Consider the following 17,707-nt stretch of genomic DNA (forward strand, 5'->3'; position numbering starts at 1 on the left):
GGAAAAATGTTAGATAAAATAATTATAAAAGGTGCTAGAGAGCATAATCTTAAAAATTTTGATATAGAAATTCCAAAATATAAATTTGTTGTTGTGACAGGGGTAAGTGGAAGTGGAAAGTCATCACTAGCATTTGATACTATTTATTCAGAAGGTCAAAGAAGATATGTAGAAAGTTTATCAGCTTATGCAAGACAATTTATTGGACAAATGAAAAAGCCAGAAGTAGATAGTATAGAGGGGTTAGCACCAGCTATTTCAATTGAACAAAAAACAACAAATAAAAATCCAAGATCAACAGTAGGGACAGTAACAGAGATATATGATTATATGAGATTATTATTTGCACATATAGGAAAAGCTCATTGTCCAATATGTGGAAAATTAGTAGAGAGACAAAGTGTTGATGAAATTGTAGAAAATGTATATGAAAAATTTAATAATGGTGACAGACTAATGATTTTAAGTCCTGTTGTTAAAGATAAAAAAGGAACACACAAAAATCTATTTTTAAATCTTGTAAAAAAGGGATTTGTAAGAGCCAGAGTTAATGGTGAAATTCTTTATATTGAAGAGGAGATAAACTTAGATAAAAACAAAAAGCATAATATTGAAGTTGTTGTAGATAGAATTGTTGTAGATAAGGAAGATGAGGAGTTTAAATCAAGATTAACTCAAAGTATAGAGCAAGGAATTGAACTATCAGAGGGGAAAATAATAATAAACTGGGGAGATGGAGAACAATTATATAGTGAAAACTTTTCATGTCCAGATCATGAAAATGTAAGTATTCCAGATTTGAATCCAAGACTATTCTCTTTTAATGCCCCTTTTGGAGCTTGTCCTGAATGCAAAGGGATAGGGAAAAAATTAGAGATTGATGAAAGTAGATTAATAGAGGATGAAAATTTATCAATATTAAAAGGTGGATTATATGTTCCAGGAGCAGCATCAGCTAAAAAAGGTTACACATGGACAATATTTGAATCTATGGCAAAAAAATATAAAATTGATTTAGATAAACCACTAAAAGATTTAACTAAAAAAGAGATGGATATAATTTTTTATGGAACTAATGGAGAGAAATTTAGAGTGGATTACACATCTAAAGAGTTCAGTTTTCATGGAGAAAAGGATTTTGAAGGAATTGTAAAAAATTTAGAAAGAAGATACAATGAATCTTTTTCAGAGAGCTCTAGAGAAGAGATCGAAAATAGATTTATGATAGAAAGAATATGTAAGGTATGTCATGGAAAAAGATTAAAACCAGAAGTTCTGGCAGTAACTGTTTATAATAAAAATATAATTGAGATAACAGAGTTAAGTATAAAAGATGCTTTAAACTTTTTTGAAACTATAGAGTTAACAGAAAAAGAGAAACAAATAGCACTAGAGATTTTAAAAGAGATAAAAGAAAGAATATCTTTTATGATAAATGTGGGATTGGATTATTTGAGTTTAGCTAGAGAAACTAAAACATTATCAGGAGGAGAGTCTCAAAGAATTAGATTGGCAACTCAAATTGGATCAGGATTAACAGGTGTATTGTATGTTTTAGACGAACCAAGTATTGGATTACATCAAAGAGATAATGATAAACTTTTAGCTACTTTAAATAGATTGAAAGAGTTAGGGAATACACTTATAGTGGTTGAGCATGATGAGGATACAATGTATCAAGCTGATTATATTTTAGATATGGGACCAGGAGCAGGAGTATTTGGTGGCGAAATTGTAGCTGCAGGAACACCTCAAGAAGTAATGGAAAATGAGAGTTCAATGACTGGAAGATATTTGAAAGGTGAAATAGGTATAACTGTACCAGAAAAAAGAAGAGAATCAAAAGAATATATAACTTTAAAAGGAGCAAAAGGGAATAATTTAAAGAGTGTAGATGTAGATATACCTTTAGGTGTTTTAACTGTTGTAACAGGGGTAAGTGGAAGTGGAAAATCAACACTAATAAATCAAACTCTTTATCCAATTCTATTTAATAAATTAAATAAAGGTAAACTTTATCCATTAGAATACTCTTCTATTGAAGGATTAGAAAGTTTGGATAAAGTTATAGATATAGATCAAAGTCCTATTGGAAGAACTCCAAGATCAAATCCAGCTACATATACAAAGGTATTTGATGATATTAGAGATATTTTTTCTCAAACAAAAGATGCAAAAGCTAAGGGATACTCAAAAGGTCGTTTTTCTTTTAATGTAAAGGGTGGAAGATGTGAAGCGTGTCAGGGTGCTGGAATAATAAAAATAGAAATGAATTTTTTACCAGATGTTTATGTTGAATGTGAGGTATGTAGAGGTAAAAGATACAATAGAGAAACATTGGAAGTTTATTATAAAGGGAAAAATATTTCAGATGTATTGGATATGAGTGTGGGAGAAGCATATGATTTCTTTAAAACAATACCAACGTTGGAAAGGAAATTAAAGGTGTTAGTAGATGTAGGGTTAGATTATATAAAATTAGGTCAACCTGCTACAACACTATCTGGAGGAGAAGCTCAAAGAATAAAATTAGCAAGTGAATTATCTAAAGTATCCAAAGGAAAAACTGTATATATATTAGATGAGCCAACAACAGGATTACACTTTGAAGATATAAGAAAACTTTTAGAAGTCATCAATAGATTGGTGGAGAAAGGAAATACAGTTATAATTATAGAGCATAATTTAGATGTAATAAAAAATGCAGATTATATAATCGATATAGGACCTGAAGGTGGAGATGGTGGAGGAAAAGTTATTTTAACGGGAACTCCAGAGAAAATAGCATCTTCTAAAAAAGGATATACAAGTAAGTATTTAAAAAAAGCACTAAAAGGAGAGAGATAGGATAATGTTTGAATATTTAAATGGAACAATAAAAATAAAAAAACCTGAATACTTAGCAGTGGATGTAAATGGGATAGGATATAGAGTTTATATAACTTTAAAAACTTATGATCAAGTACAAGTGGGAGAGAAAAGAGAGTTATACATATATAATGTGATAAAAGAGGATACATTTAAACTAGTAGGATTTTTACAGGAGAGAGAAAGAGTTCTTTTTGAGATGTTAATAGGAATTAGTGGAATAGGATTATCGTTAGCACTTTCTATAATGTCAACTTTCTCAATAGACAATATTAGAGAGATTGTTTTAACAGAAGATTTTAAAACCTTAAAAAGAGTTCCAAAATTAGGAGAAAAAAAATCGAAGCAGATAATTATAGATTTAAATAATAAAATTAAAACCTTAAATTTAATGGCTATGGAAGATCCATCAGGAGATGTGCTGAATAATGCTATAGAAGAAGAGCTATACATGGCACTAGATTCTCTAGGATACAGTAAAAAGGAAATAGATTCTTTAATGAGTAAAGAGGAGTTAAATAGTTATTCTACTTTAGAAGAAGCAATTAAGGGAGTTTTAAAAAAAATTCAATTAAGGGGATGATTTTATGAGAAAAATCTATGTTCTAGATACAAATGTTTTAATACATGACCACCGTAGTATTTATAGTTTTGAAGATAATGAAGTTATTGTTCCTATATTTGTAATAGAGGAGATAGATAATTTAAAAAGAAATAGTACGACAGCAATACAAGCACGACTAGCAGCAAGAGAGCTTGACAATATAAGAAAAAAAGGTTGTATTGCAAAAGGGGTAGAGCTAGAGAAAAAGATTTTTTTCAAAGTAGAGATAGAAAGTGATTTAAATTTATTACCACCAGCATTAAAAAAAGATTCAATGGATAATATGATAATTGCAACAACTCTCGGAATAAAAAAGAATAATCCAGATATGAAAGTGATATTGATAACTAAAGATATAAATATGAGAATTAAGGCAGACTCTTTAGGGTTAGAAGTTCAAGATTATGAAACGGATAGAACAGATTACACAACTTTGTATGATGGATATGAAGATATAGAAGTTTCTAGAGAGATCTATAATAAATTTGACAAATCTGGGAAAATAAATGTTTGGGAATTAGGCGAGGGATATCACTTTACAGAAAATATGTTTATTAAGTTCAAGTGTGGAGAAGATAAAACTTTTGGAAGATATATAGGTGGAAAAATCAGAAGAAATTTAGAAGGACAAATATCAGCTTGGGGTGCAAGAGCAAGAAATGATGAACAGGAATATGCAATGGAACTTTTAATGGATGAAAATATAAAGGTTGTAACATTGGTAGGTCGAGCGGGAACAGGAAAAACATTACTAGCAATAGCAGCTGGTTTAGAACAAGTTGTTGAAAGAGGAAAGTATAAAAAATTACTTATAGCTCGGCCAATAATACCAATGGGAAAAGATCTGGGGTATTTGCCTGGAAGTGAAGAGGAGAAATTGAGACCCTGGATGCAGCCAATATATGATAATATAGATTACTTAGCTGAAGAAAAAGGCGAAAAAACAGGTGAGAAAGTAATTTTAGGGCTTCAAACTATGGGACTTTTAAAAATAGAGGCCCTAACATATATAAGAGGAAGAAGTATTCCAAATGGATATATAATAATAGATGAGGCACAAAACCTGACTCCTCTTGAAGTTAAAACAATAATAACAAGAGCAGGAGAAAATACAAAGATAGTGTTGACAGGAGACCCTGATCAAATTGATAGTCCATACTTAGATTCAGATACAAATGGACTGACATATTTATCAGACAAATTAAAAAATGAAAGTATAGTAGGTCATGTTACTTTGAAAAAAGGTGAGCGTTCAGCATTAGCTGAATTAGCAGCAAAACTTCTATAATTTTTTCTTTTATTTTATCAATATATATATTATAATAATGTATAAGATAAAAGACGAAATTTGGGAGGAGTAAAGTTATGGAGACACTTTTAACACTGTTTTTATTTATTTTTGCTGTAGCTTTAATAATATTAGTTCTTGTTCAACCAGATAGAAGCCATGGTATGTCAGGTAGCATGGGAATGGGAGGTTCAAATACAGTATTTGGAGTTTCAAAAGATGGAGGACCACTAGCCAGAGCAACTGAAGTAGTAGCATTTTTATTCATACTTTCAGCACTTCTTCTGTATCTAGTAAAATAGTTAAAAGAGTTAAAGGCGTGTTGGGGTACACAATACGCTTTTTTATTTTAAAAAATAGGTTGTGATTAAATGCAAAGTATATTTGGTGGAAATTTTGAAGATGCAAAACCTTTATCTACTCGTTTAAGACCTCAAAAGTTTGCAGATTTTAAAGGGCAGGAAAAACTTCTAGGAAAAAATGGTGTTCTTAGAAAAATAATAGAGGGTAAATCTTTATCTAATATGATTTTATATGGTCCATCAGGCTCTGGAAAAAGTTCGTTAGGCGAAATAATATCAAAAGAATTAAACTATAATTTTGAGACTTTAAATGCAACAGTAGCAAGTTTAAATGATTTAAGAGAGATTGTAGAAAAAGCTAAAAGAAATTTAGAGTTATATGGGAAAAGAACAATTTTATTTTTAGATGAAATTCATAGATTTAATAAAACTCAACAAGATGCGTTATTGTCTTATACAGAGTCAGGAATATTAATTTTAGTTGGAGCTACCACTGAAAATCCATATCATAGTTTAAATAATGCCCTATTATCAAGGTGTTTAATCTTTGAATTTAAGCCATTAACAAGAGATAATATAAGAGAGATTTTAATAAAAGGCGAAAATTTATTAAACTTACAACTTCCTGAAGAGATTAGAGATGTTATTCTGGATATCTCTCAAGGAGATAGTAGAGTAGCTTTAAATTATTTAGAATTATATAAAAATAGTTGTATGGGATACTCTAAAGAGGAGATAATAGATATTTTCAGAGAAAGAAAAGCCTCTTATCATAAAGAAGAGGATAAATATAATATAATTTCAGCTATGATTAAAAGTATAAGAGGAAGCGATCCAGACTCAGCAGTGTATTGGTTAGCAAGACTTCTTCATGGTGGAGAGGATCCACGATATATCGCAAGAAGAATATTTATCCATGCAAGTGAAGATATTGGTATGGCTAATCCAGAAGCTATGTTAATAGCAAATAGTGCTATGAATGCAAGTGAAAAAATAGGGATGCCAGAAATAAGGATAATTTTATCTCAGGCAGTTATTTATTTAGCAATATCAACAAAAAGTAACTCAAGCTACATGGCAATAGATAAAGCTTTAAAAGATATAGAGGATGGAGACTTAGAACCTGTTCCAATACATATAGGTACTGGAGCGGTGGGATATAAATATCCACATAATTACGAAAATAATTTTGTGGAGCAAAAATATAGAGCAAATAGAAAAAAATATTATATTCCAGGAAATAATAGAAACGAAAAACTAATTGAAGAAAAATTAGAAAAATTATGGAAATTAAAATAATTGAGGTGATAAAATGAAGCTAATTAAAGCGGTTAGAGGAACTAAAGATATATTTGGAGATGAAGGAATAAAGTACGACTATATAACAAGAACAGCTCAAGAGTTTTTTGGAAATTATGGTTACTCAATGATAAAAACTCCTATATTTGAAGAGACAGATCTCTTTAAAAGAGGAGTAGGAGAGGGAACAGATATTGTTGAGAAAGAGATGTATACTTTTCAAGATAGAGGAGAAAGAAGCATAACTTTAAGACCAGAAGGAACAGCAGCTGTTGTAAGATGCTATTTAGAAAATAAGATATATGCAAAAGAGGAAGTTTCAAGATATTTTTATGCAGGTTCTATGTTTAGATATGAAAGACCTCAAGCAGGAAGACAAAGAGAGTTCAATCAAATAGGTGTAGAAGTTTTAGGTGAAAGTTCACCGATTTTAGATGCAGAAGTAATTGCAATGGGATATTCTTTTTTAAGTAAAATCGGAGTTACTGATTTAGAGGTAACTATAAATTCTGTGGGAGAAAAAGAAAGCAGACAGAGATATAGAGAAACTCTTTTAAACTTTTTAGAACCAATGAGAGAAGAACTTTGTGATGATTGTAAGATGAGAATGGAGAAAAATCCACTTAGAGTTTTAGATTGTAAAGTAGATAGATGTAAAGAGCTAACAGCTGATGCACCAATTATAACAGACTCTTTATCAGCAGAAGAAAAAGCACACTATGAAACAGTAAAAAAATATTTAACATTATTTAATGTAAAGTATAAAGAGGATCCAAGATTAGTTAGAGGATTAGATTATTATTCAAGTACAGTTTATGAAATTGTAACAAATAAATTAGGATCACAAGGAACTGTTTTAGGTGGAGGAAGATATGATAATCTTTTAAAGCAACTTGGAGATAAAGAGATACCTGCATTTGGATTTGCAGCTGGTGTTGAAAGAATAATGATGCTTTTAGGTGAAGATTTCCCAAAAAGAGAGTTGGATGTATATATAGCTTGGCTTGGAGAAACTACTATGGATTCTGCATTTAAATTAGCTAATGATTTAAGACTTTCTGGAAAATCTGTAGTTATAGATTATGCTTCAAAAGGAATGAAGGCTCATATGAAAAAAGCTGACAAAGTTGGAGCAAAAAATGTTATTATAATAGGAGAGGATGAGATGAATAAAGGTGTTGTTATGCTAAAAGATTTCATCAATAGAACTCAAGAAGAAGTAAGTATAGAAAACATAAAAAATATATTAAAATAATAGAAGGAGAAAAGCGATGACGTATTATAGAACTCATAACTTAGGGGAATTAAGAGCTTCAAATATTGGTGAAACAGTTACTTTATCTGGATGGGTTGATACAAAGAGAGACTTAGGTGGACTAACATTTATCGATTTAAGAGATAGAGAGGGAAAAACACAAATAGTTTTTCATACAGATGTAGCAGAAGTTTCAGTTGTAGAAAGAGCACAAAAATTAAAAAATGAATCAGTTATAAAAGTAGTAGGAGTTGTAAAAGAAAGACAAAGTAAAAATGCTAATATACCTACTGGAGATATTGAAGTGTTCGTAACAGATTTAGAAGTTTTAAATAATTGTGATGTTTTACCATTCCAAATATCTGGGGATGAAAATTTAAGTGAAAATATAAGATTAAAATATAGATATTTAGATTTAAGAAGATCTCAAATGACTAGAAATCTAAAAATGAGACATAAAATGATTATGTCAATAAGAAACTATATGGATGAAAAAGGGTTCTTAGATGTAGATACTCCAATTTTAACAAAGTCAACACCAGAGGGAGCAAGAGACTTCTTAGTTCCAAGCAGAACTAATCCAGGAGATTTCTATGCTTTACCACAATCACCTCAATTATTTAAGCAATTATTAATGATTTCAGGAGTAGAAAAATATTTCCAAATTGCTAAATGTTTTAGAGATGAAGATTTAAGAGCTGACAGACAACCTGAGTTTACTCAGTTAGATATCGAAATGTCTTTCATAGAACAAAAAGATATTATGAATGAGATAGAGGGATTAGCAAAAAGAGTATTTAAAAATGTAACAGGAGAATCAGCTGATTACGAATTCCCAAGAATGCCTTATGCAGAAGCTATGGAAAGATTTGGTTCAGATAAACCTGATACAAGATTTGCTGTTGAATTAAAAGATTTAACAGATATAATGGCAACTTGTGGATTTAAAGGATTTAAAAGTGCAGTAGAAGCTGGTGGAATTGTTAAAGCAGTTGTAGCTCCAGGAGTTGCAGAGCAATTCTCAAGAAAAATCTTAACTGAGTATGAAGATTATGCAAAAACATATTTTGGTGCAAAAGGGATGGCTTGGATAAAGTTAACAGAAGAGGGAGTTAACTCGCCAATAGCTAAGTTCTTTAGTGAAGAAGAGATGAATGCAATTATAGCTAGAACTGAAGCAAAAGTTGGAGATGTAATAATGATTGTAGCAGATAGAGCAAAAGTTGTATATGGAGCTTTAGGTGCTGTAAGATTAAAGTTAGGAAAAGAGTTAGGATTAATCAATAATGATGAATTTAAATTCTTATGGATAGTGGATTTCCCTATGTTCGAATATGATGAAGAGGAGCAAAGATATAAGGCTCAACATCATCCGTTCACATCAATAAAAGCTGAAGATATGCAGTTATTCTTAGATGGAGAAATGGATGAAGTTAGAACTAACTCATACGACTTAGTATTAAATGGATCTGAAATTGGTGGAGGATCAATAAGAATATTTAATCCTGAAATTCAAAGTAAAGTATTTGAGAAGTTAGGTTTATCTAAAGAGGAAGCACAAGACAAGTTTGGATTCTTTGTGGATGCATTTAAATATGGAGCACCACCACATGGAGGATTAGCTTTTGGTATTGACAGATGGTTAATGGTAATGTTAAAAGAGCAATCAATAAGAGATGTAATCCCATTCCCTAAAACAAATAAAGGTCAATGTTTAATGACAGAAGCACCAAGTAAAGTTGATGATAAGCAATTAGAAGAGCTTTATTTAGATTCAACATATAATTCAGAAATAGTTTAGTTATAAAAAATATACTATTCGTAAGGATTTTTTAATTGAAAAAATAATATAGAAGTGATATAATTGTCTTAAGAATAAATATTTCTGGTCTACTCGCTATTATCTGGAGGTTTTGGGCCTAAGGTCGCTATTGGGATTGGCGCTGTTATTTATAGTTCAGAAAAGTCACGGAAACCCTTGTTTCACGGACCCTGTGTATAGATAATATCTGGTTACCACGTATAAGAAATGGCGACCAAAACCGTAAGGAAGGCGGTAGACTGGAGTTATTCTTTTTAGGACTTTCGAGTCCTTTTTTTTTATTTCACGATGAAAGGAGAATAAATGTTAACTATTGAAAAACAAATAGAAGTAATTTTATTAGAAACAGTAAATAATCTTTATCCAGATAAAGAATTAAAACCAATAGAGATAACTGTAGCAACAAATGAGAAATTTGGAGATTTTCAATCAAATTTTGCTATGATGAATTCTAAAATAATTGGTGGTAATCCAAGAGCTATTGCTGAGAATGTTGTAAATAACATAGTTGAAAATAGCGTAATTGATAAAATAGAGATTGCAGGACCAGGATTTTTAAATATATTTTTAAAAGATTCATATTTAGGAGATTTAGTTAAAAAGATTTCAAAAGAGGACTATGAATTTAAAGGGCTTAATACAGAAGGAGATGTAATAATAGATTACTCTTCACCAAATATAGCAAAGAGAATGCATATTGGTCATTTAAGATCAACTATAATCGGAGATTCGATTAAAAGAATGTATAAGTATTTAGGTTATAATGTTGTGGCAGACAATCATATTGGAGATTGGGGAACTCAATTTGGAAAACTGATAATAGGATACAGAAACTGGCTTAATCAAGAGGCTTATAAAGAAAATGCCATTGAGGAATTAGAAAGAGTTTACGTTGAGTTTACAAGACAAAGTGAGGAAAATCCAGAACTTGAAGATCAAGCTAGAGAAGAGTTAAAAAAACTTCAAGACGGTGATAAGGAAAATTATAGATTGTGGCAAGAGTTTATAAAAGTTTCTCTAGATGAATATGCAAAGTTATATAATAGAATGGGTATAAACTTTGATACATATTATGGTGAATCTTTTTATCATGATTTAATGCCAGGAGTAGTTGAAGAGTTAGAAAATAAGAAAATAGCAGTTGAAGATCAAGGAGCAAAAGTTGTATTTTTCCCAGAGGAAGAGAAACTACATCCTTGTATTGTTCAAAAGAAAGATGGAGCATTTTTATATGCAACTTCAGATATAGCAACTGTTAAATTCAGATTAGCTAATTATAATGTAAATAAATTAATATATGTAACAGATGAGAGACAGCAGGATCACTTTAGACAATTCTTTAGAATTACAGATATGTTAGGATGGAGTGTTGAAAAGCAACATGTTTGGTTTGGAATAATGAGATTTGCTGATGGAGTATTCTCTACTAGAAAAGGAAATGTAATTAGATTAGAGGAACTTTTAGATGAAGGTAAGAGAAGAGCTTATGAAATTGTAAATGAGAAAAATCCAGAGTTATCAGAAGAAGAAAAAGATAATATAGCAGAAGTTGTAGGAACTGGAGCTATAAAATATGCTGATTTATCACAAAATAGACAAACAGCAGTTATTTTTGAATGGGATAAAATTCTAAGTTTTGAAGGAAATACAGCTCCATATTTACAATACTCTTATGCAAGAATTAAATCTATATTAAGAAGAGCAAAAGAGCAAAATAAAGATGTTAAAGAGGATGTTACAATAAACTTTGTGGATAAAACAGAAAGAACGTTAGCTCATCATTTAACACAGTTCCCAGGAGTTATACTAAAAGCTGCTGATAGTTGCAGACCAAATTTAATAGCAGATTATTTATTTGAATTATCAAAAAAATTCAATAGTTTCTATAATGCATGTCCAATATTAAATCAAGAGGACGAAACTTTATATTCAAGATTGTTATTAGCTGAAAGAACAGCAGCAGTATTGAAAGAGGGACTAAATATTTTAGGAATAAATACATTAGAGAGAATGTAAAATTAAAACCAGTGTGAGAGCACTGGTTTTTTTATCAGTTTAAATTTCATCTAAAAATCTTGTCATGCAATAATTTGTTTATAAAAATGATCTCCTAATATATTATTTTTTAAAATAATTTTTAAGCAAACTATCTAAAAGTGGATTAACACCTAAAAATTGTAGGTATCTATCGTATTCTTTTCTTTTTTCTTTTAATTTTTCTTCAGAAGGAGAACCTAAAATAGCTTTAATCAGAATATTTTTAGGAGTATGCTCCATATCTATAAATTCCATAACTTTTGTATTATAACCACAAAGTTCCAAAGAAAGAGCTCTTAGTGCGTCTGTAGCTAAAGAACTGAATCGTTCTTGTAAAATACCATGATTTCCAAAAGGGGATAGAACTCCTTTTAATTCCGTCGCTGAAGATTTATCGATTTTTTGATTTATTTCTGACTGACAACAAGGTACAGCTAAAATAGCTTTAGCACCTAATTCTAATCCTTTAAGAAGAGAGTAATCAGTAGCATTATTACAAGCATGTAATGAGAATATTAAGTCAACATCTTTAAAAATATCAAAATCTTTAATATCTCCTTTTAAAAACTGTAAATTATTAAAGTTTAAATCTTTAGCAATGATATTGCAATGATTAATAACATCCTCTTTTAAATCTAAGCCGATAACATCAATATTTAAATTTTTAATATTTTTCAAATAATGATACAAAGCAAAAGTTAAGTATGATTTACCACATCCAAAATCAATTATTTTCATTGAATTTCCAATAAGTTTTTTTTCTTGCAACTCTTTTAAAGTATCTTCAATAAATTCTAAATATCTATTTATTTGTCTAAATTTGTTAAACTTTTCTTTACTAACTTTTCCAGTTTCAGACATAACTCCAAGTCTAATTAAAAATGGAATAGGTGTATTATCTTGTAAAATGTAATTCTTTTGTTTATTATGAGAAAGTTCTAATGTTTTACTTTCAGTATTTTTTCTTTTTACAGAAAAACCTTTTTTATTTTGTAAAATTTGAATCTCCTGATTAGATGTAACTATTAAAATTTGTTTAAATGTATCAATAATTTCATCTAAAATTTTATAGCTATCAGTTAAGAGTTCGTTTTTATGAAAAGCTTTATTATTTACAAAGCTTTCAAACTGTATAAAAAAATCTTCTTTTATTTGAATAGGTTTTAAGTTTATTTTTTTATAAGAACTTTCTTTTGTGGGATTTGAAAAAATCCCTTTTATAAAATTATTATTATTAATACTATCTTTAAAAATATTTAAAATATCATTTTTTAGGTATTTCATATTAAACTCCTTATTTTCGATAATCTATATTATACTCTGTAAGAGAAAAATATTCAAAAATTTTTTGACAAAAATAGTAAATTATGGTATTTTATAGTCATAGATATAGGGGGTATAGGTATATTGAAAACAAGGAGATGAAATGATGAAAAAAGAGTATGAGATTGAAAATCTCCACTGTGGAGGTTGTGCATCAAAAATTCAATATGAATTGGATAAATTAGCTGAATTAGAAGGTGTTAACGTTGATTTTTATACAAAAAAATTGAAGTTTACACTGAAAGAAGAGGTAAATGAAGATGAACTTATTGAAAAATTAAATAAAATTGCAGATAAAGTAGAACCAGGAACATATTTTAAAAAAGTAAAAAATGAGGATAATAATCTAAATGAAAATGAGGATACTCACGAACATAATCATTCTCATAGCAATGAATTAATTTCAAAATTAGATTTAATTACTCTAACAGTTGGAATTACTCTTTTTGTTGTTGGATTAACATTACCAAAGAGTTTACAAAAAGATATAATTCTAATTATTGCATATGGGTTATCGGGATATGATATATTATTAAATGCTTTAAAAAATATAAAAAGAGGAAAATTCTTGGATGAGAATTTTTTAATGAGTATAGCTACAGTTGGAGCTTTAGCTTTAGGTGATTTTGGAGAAGCTGCTGGTGTTATGATTTTCTATAAAATAGGAGAATTTTTCCAAGATATGGCGGTTAATAACTCAAAAAAATCTATAGAAAAGTTAATGAGTATAAAACCAGAGTTTGCAAATGTAAAAGATAAAAATGGTACTATAGAAATGATGAATCCTTCAAGAGTGAATGTAGGGGATATACTAATTGTAAAACCTGGAGAAAGAGTTCCTTTAGATGGAGTTATTGTACTAGGAACAACAACTTTGGATAAATCAGCTTTAACTGGGGAGTCAGTTCCAGTAATAGGTGAAGTGGGAAGTGAAATACTAAGTGGCTCTATAAATATAAATGGAACTATAGAAGTAAAAGTTACAAAATTATATTCTCAATCAACTGTTAGTAGAATAATAGATATGGTTCAAAGTGCAGGAAGTAAAAAAGCTCATGCTGAAAAATTTATAACAAAGTTTGCAAGATATTATACACCAATAGTTGTTTTTATGGCGATTTTAATAGGCGTTGGAGTACCATTACTTTATGATGGAGATTTTAAACTTTGGTTTAGTAGAGCCCTTATATTTTTAGTAATCTCTTGCCCATGTGCATTAGTTTTATCAGTGCCATTGACATTCTTTAGTTCTATTGGAAAGGGGTCAAAAGAAGGGATATTAATAAAAGGTGGAAATTATTTAGAAAGATTAAAAAATATAGATACAGTTGTATTTGATAAAACAGGAACTTTAACAAAAGGAAGCTTTAAAGTAACAAAAGTTGAGGCAATAAATGGAACAGAAAAACATTTGGTGGAATATGCTAAGGCTGGAGAGTTTTATTCAAATCATCCCATAGGAAAAGCTATATTAAATTATGGAGATGTGGAAGTTTCTGAGTGGGATATACAAGGGCATAATGAAAAAGCTGGATATGGAGTAAATGCTCTTTATTCTGGAAAAGAGATTTTGGTAGGTAGTAGAAAATTCTTAGAAAGCCATAATATTAGTGTTGAGCTACCAGAAGAGTTTGGAACAGTAGTTTATGTTGCTGTAGATTCAGAGTTTGTTGGAAGAATTTTTGTAGAGGATGAGATAAAAGAAAATTCGAGAAAAACAATAGATGAGTTAAAATCACAAGGTATTGATGTGTATATGTTAACTGGAGATAATAAAAAAACAGGTAAACATATAGGAGATATTCTAGGAATTGATGAGGATAAAGTTTGTACAAATCTTCTTCCTCAAGACAAAGTAAGTAAGTTAGAAGAGATAAAAAGTAAAAGTAAAAAAGGAACTATATTTGTGGGTGATGGAATAAATGATGCACCAGTATTAGCTATGGCTGACATAGGAGTTTCTATGGGAAAATTAGGAAGTGATATTGCCATAGAAAGTTCAGATATAGTTTTAATGAATGATGATCCATATAAAATAATAGAGGCATTGCATCTAGGACAAAAAAATAACCAAGTTGTATTAGAAAATGTAGGATTTGCTTTAGGAGTAAAAATAGTGGTTATGATTTTAGGAGTTTTAGGAATTGCAAATCTGTGGTTAGCTATTTTTGCAGATGTGGGAGTATCAGTATTAGCTGTTTTAAATGCATCTAAAATTTTGACTAAAAAAAATTAAAGAATAAAAAGAGAGTTATTATACTCTCTTTTATTTTTGTGTTATAATATATAAAAAAAGAAAAGGGAGATAGATATGTTTTATTTTGTTTACGGAGATACTCCACTTCCATTAAAATATGAAGAGTTAATGGAAAAAATAAAAAAGTCAAATCCTAATATTCCAATGAAAGTCTATGATGCTTCGCAAGGTGAAGAAGAAAACTTCTTAGAAAGTATTTCAATAAATTCTATGTTTGTTCCAAAGGAACTAATAGTTTTAAAAAGAGCAGAAAAAAGTAAAAAATTAGATCAATTATTAAAAATAGTTGGTGAGTATGATTTAACAAAAAAAGAGGTTGTAGTTGTTTATGAAGAGGAGTTAAACGACTATGGAAAAGGGATAAATGAAGTTGGAAAAAAAGTTCTAACAAATGCAGAAAAATTAGGAAAGACAATTGTAGCAAGAAAAGCTTTAGAAAAAAAAGGAATAGATTTTTTTATAGAAAAAGAATTAGGAATATCAGAGTACGAATCTGAAAAATTATCAGAAATTTTGGGTGATGATTTTTTCAAAGTGAAAAATGAAGTTGAGAAAATAAAGAATTTTTTAAACGGAAAAACATTTATATTAGAAAAAGTTTTACCTATTTTATCAATAAGTGACGAATATAATTTAAAAAAATTAGTCGAAGATTTTATGATAGAAGACAATATTGAGATATTACTAGAGTATTTAAAAAAAAGTAAAGAGTATATGTTATTTTTGTATTTAATTTCAGAAGAACTAAGTTTGGCACTCAAATTAGTAGGCCTAAAGAAAAGTGGGGAATTAAGAGAAAATATTTCATACAATGACTTTAAAGGAAATATATATGAAAAATTAAAAAAATATTTTAAAAATAATAGAGGTTATACTAAGGAATATCCTATTTTTTTAAAACTGAAATATATGTCTTTGTTTAGTGAAGAGTTTTTATTAAAAAAAATACAAAAATTATTAAAGATTGAATTTTTAATAAAAAATGGTGGAATAGATGAGAGCATTGGGATAGAAAAGTTTATAATTGATTTAAAAAGAGGATAGTTTAAAAACTATCCTCTTTTTATATTAAAAAAACTAGAATCAATATTTTCAATAAATTGAGATGGAGTATTAAATAAACCAAAATCACTATAAAAAGATAGGGGATATGATAAAAAAAGCTCTTTTTTAGCTCGAGTTAAAGCTACATAAAAAAGTCTTTTTTCCTCCTCTATATTAAAAGTATCACCTATTGAACTTGGAATGATACCTTCTAAAAGAAGAGGAATAAATACATAATCCCATTCTAATCCTTTGGAGCTATGAATAGTTAAAAATGAGAGAGTTATATTTGTATTATGAAATTTATGTTTAAAAATATTTTCTAGAAATGGATTTGAAGCAACATTAAATTTAATATTGGAAGATTTAAAAAATTTGATAAACTCTTCCATATAAATAAAATTTCTAAAAAGAACTCCAATCGTAGCAGTTGGATTTAAATCTAGAATATTTTTAATTTTATCAAAAATAAATGAAATTTCATTAAAATGATTTTTAAAAATATTTAAATTAGGTTTTTTTAAGGACGTATCTTTAGTTATAAGTGATTTTCTAAAACAATATTTTAATTTTTTAGAAAATTCATTTGATAAATCTAAAATAGGACTGGTACTTCGATAGTTTTCTTTTAAAATAATAGTTTTAACGTTGGGAAATTCATTGGAAAAATTTAGGATATTTTCCATGGAAGTTCCTTTAAAACCATAAATACTTTGATAATCATCTCCTACAACCATGAGATTAGAATTTTTAGCTAGTAATTTTAAAATATCAACTTGTAAATTATCAGTATCTTGATATTCATCAACCATAATATATTGAAAATCGACATTGATTAAATTGAGGTTTAATAGTTTGTAAAATTGAATAAGTAAGTCATTAAAAGAATAGAAATTCTCTATTTTTTTTAATGATTCAAAATTATTAAAGAAATTTATAACTAGAGTTTTAGATTTTTTATCTAATTTTTTAAAGTTATACTCTTTTAAAATAGAGGAAGATGTTAAAGAGATAACTTTTATTAAAATGTCTTTAGAAAAAATTTTTAAAACATCTTCATAAAGAGGAGTTTTTTCAGCTAAAATTAAAGCATCATCTATGGTAAGAATTTTAAAATTTTTATTTTGACTATATTTTTTTAAATATTTATATGCTAAAGAATGAAAAGTTTCAATACAAATATTTGAATCAGGTAAAAAAGAACTGATTCTTGTTTTTATTTCATTGATAGCTTTTCTAGTAAAAGTTAGAATCAGAATATTTTTAGAAGGGATTTTTAATTCAATTAAAAGAAGAGCTCTGTATATAATGGTTCTTGTTTTTCCAGAACCTGCTCCAGCTATAACTAAAAAATGGCTGTTAAAATTTATTACGGCTATTAATTGATCAAAATTCAAATTATTGCTTAGAAATTTTTTAAAATTATCAGATAAATCTAAATTTTTTAAAGATATATTTTTTAAATGTTTTTCTTTCATAAAACAGATTCTCCCCCCTATAAAAATAAAGCTTAATAGAATATACCTCAACAAAGTAAAAAAACCAAATAAAAGTAGCAAAAAATTGAATAATGAGTCTAAAAAATGAAAATGATCAAAAATTGATGGT

The 17,707-nt window shown here is 28.5% G+C and carries 12 protein-coding genes; 10 read left to right on the forward strand and 2 right to left on the reverse strand.

The genetic code is table 11. From position 1 onward, the window contains the following. Window positions 1–6 precede the first annotated feature (6 nt). The 8 genes from uvrA (at window position 7) to argS (ending at window position 11,454) form a co-directional block, all read left to right on the forward strand. Window positions 7–2,847 carry an excinuclease ABC subunit UvrA gene (uvrA, locus tag ACRC8M_RS12440; protein WP_438529431.1) on the forward strand — a complete coding sequence of 947 codons (2,841 nt, stop codon included), beginning with the start codon at window positions 7–9 and terminating at the stop codon, window positions 2,845–2,847. Window positions 2,848–2,851: 4 nt separating this feature from the next. Next, window positions 2,852–3,451, forward strand: a complete 600-nt coding sequence (gene ruvA, locus ACRC8M_RS12445; protein ID WP_438529432.1) for a Holliday junction branch migration protein RuvA — start codon at window positions 2,852–2,854, stop codon at window positions 3,449–3,451. A 4-nt stretch (window positions 3,452–3,455) separates the two neighbouring features. Continuing rightward, window positions 3,456–4,760 (forward strand): PhoH family protein, encoded by a 1,305-nt coding sequence (locus tag ACRC8M_RS12450; RefSeq protein WP_438529433.1) that lies wholly within the window; start codon window positions 3,456–3,458, stop codon window positions 4,758–4,760. A 77-nt stretch (window positions 4,761–4,837) separates the two neighbouring features. After that, window positions 4,838–5,062, forward strand: a complete 225-nt coding sequence (secG, locus tag ACRC8M_RS12455) for a preprotein translocase subunit SecG (protein ID WP_023051568.1) — start codon at window positions 4,838–4,840, stop codon at window positions 5,060–5,062. 69 nt (window positions 5,063–5,131) lie between these two features. Next, a complete protein-coding gene (locus ACRC8M_RS12460; RefSeq protein ID WP_438529434.1) occupies window positions 5,132–6,361 on the forward strand; it encodes a replication-associated recombination protein A in 1,230 nt (409 codons plus the stop codon). Between the two features lie 13 nt (window positions 6,362–6,374). Continuing rightward, window positions 6,375–7,616, forward strand: a complete 1,242-nt coding sequence (gene hisS / locus ACRC8M_RS12465; protein WP_438529435.1) for a histidine--tRNA ligase — start codon at window positions 6,375–6,377, stop codon at window positions 7,614–7,616. Window positions 7,617–7,632: 16 nt separating this feature from the next. Next, a complete protein-coding gene (aspS, locus tag ACRC8M_RS12470) occupies window positions 7,633–9,417 on the forward strand; it encodes an aspartate--tRNA ligase (RefSeq protein ID WP_438529436.1) in 1,785 nt (594 codons plus the stop codon). 324 nt (window positions 9,418–9,741) lie between these two features. Continuing rightward, on the forward strand, window positions 9,742–11,454 hold the full coding sequence (gene argS / locus ACRC8M_RS12475; protein WP_438529437.1) for an arginine--tRNA ligase: 1,713 nt from the start codon (window positions 9,742–9,744) through the stop codon (window positions 11,452–11,454). A gap of 102 nt (window positions 11,455–11,556) precedes the next feature. Here the strand turns inward: argS and ACRC8M_RS12480 are convergent, their stop codons facing one another. Continuing rightward, on the reverse strand, window positions 11,557–12,759 hold the full coding sequence (locus tag ACRC8M_RS12480; protein WP_438529438.1) for a class I SAM-dependent methyltransferase: 1,203 nt from the start codon (window positions 12,757–12,759) through the stop codon (window positions 11,557–11,559). Window positions 12,760–12,904: 145 nt separating this feature from the next. Between ACRC8M_RS12480 and ACRC8M_RS12485 the strand changes: the two genes are divergently transcribed. Together ACRC8M_RS12485 and ACRC8M_RS12490 are read left to right on the forward strand one after the other, a co-directional pair. Continuing rightward, a complete protein-coding gene (locus ACRC8M_RS12485; protein WP_438529439.1) occupies window positions 12,905–15,034 on the forward strand; it encodes a heavy metal translocating P-type ATPase in 2,130 nt (709 codons plus the stop codon). A gap of 75 nt (window positions 15,035–15,109) precedes the next feature. Next, window positions 15,110–16,099 (forward strand): hypothetical protein, encoded by a 990-nt coding sequence (locus tag ACRC8M_RS12490; RefSeq protein ID WP_438529440.1) that lies wholly within the window; start codon window positions 15,110–15,112, stop codon window positions 16,097–16,099. Between the two features lie 8 nt (window positions 16,100–16,107). On the opposite strand, the gene ACRC8M_RS12495 is transcribed toward ACRC8M_RS12490, so the two are convergent. Continuing rightward, the gene (locus tag ACRC8M_RS12495) at window positions 16,108–17,577 is read right to left on the reverse strand and encodes an ATP-dependent helicase (RefSeq protein ID WP_438529441.1); all 1,470 of its coding nucleotides are present in this window, start codon (window positions 17,575–17,577) and stop codon (window positions 16,108–16,110) included. Window positions 17,578–17,707: the final 130 nt, after the last annotated feature.

Source organism: Cetobacterium sp., from assembly GCF_051653945.1.
Lineage (GTDB): Bacteria > Fusobacteriota > Fusobacteriia > Fusobacteriales > Fusobacteriaceae > Cetobacterium_A.